1 pseudogene is annotated in these 368 nt (G+C 64.4%); it reads left to right on the top strand.

Features of this window, described 5'->3' with window-relative positions:
- Window positions 1-368, top strand: a pseudogene (locus ACTJJ7_RS28110) (homoserine dehydrogenase); the annotation flags it as partial.

Genomic DNA, 368 nt, shown 5'->3' on the forward strand with positions numbered 1-368 from the left:
ATCCGCATCGGGCTGATCGGCTCGGGCGAGATGGGCACGGACATCGTCACGCGGGTGGCGCATATGCCGGGCGTCGAAATCGGCGCGATTTCCGAACTGAACCTGCCCAATGCGCTCAAAGCCGTCGACATCGCCTACCGGGAACCCGGCCATGCCAAGGAAGTGAGCACCGCCTCGGCCCTGACCGCGGCGATGGAAGGCGGCAAGATCGCCGTCACCGGCAATGCCGACCTCATCCTCGAAAACGACCTCATCGACGTGGTGATCGATGCGACCGGCGTTCCGGCGGTGGGTGCCGAGATCGGCCTTCGCGCCATGGAGCACGGCAAGCACCTCGTGATGATGAATGTCGAGGCTGACGTGACCAT

Source organism: Phyllobacterium sp. 22229 (assembly GCF_052056495.1).
GTDB lineage: Bacteria > Pseudomonadota > Alphaproteobacteria > Rhizobiales > Rhizobiaceae > Phyllobacterium > Phyllobacterium myrsinacearum.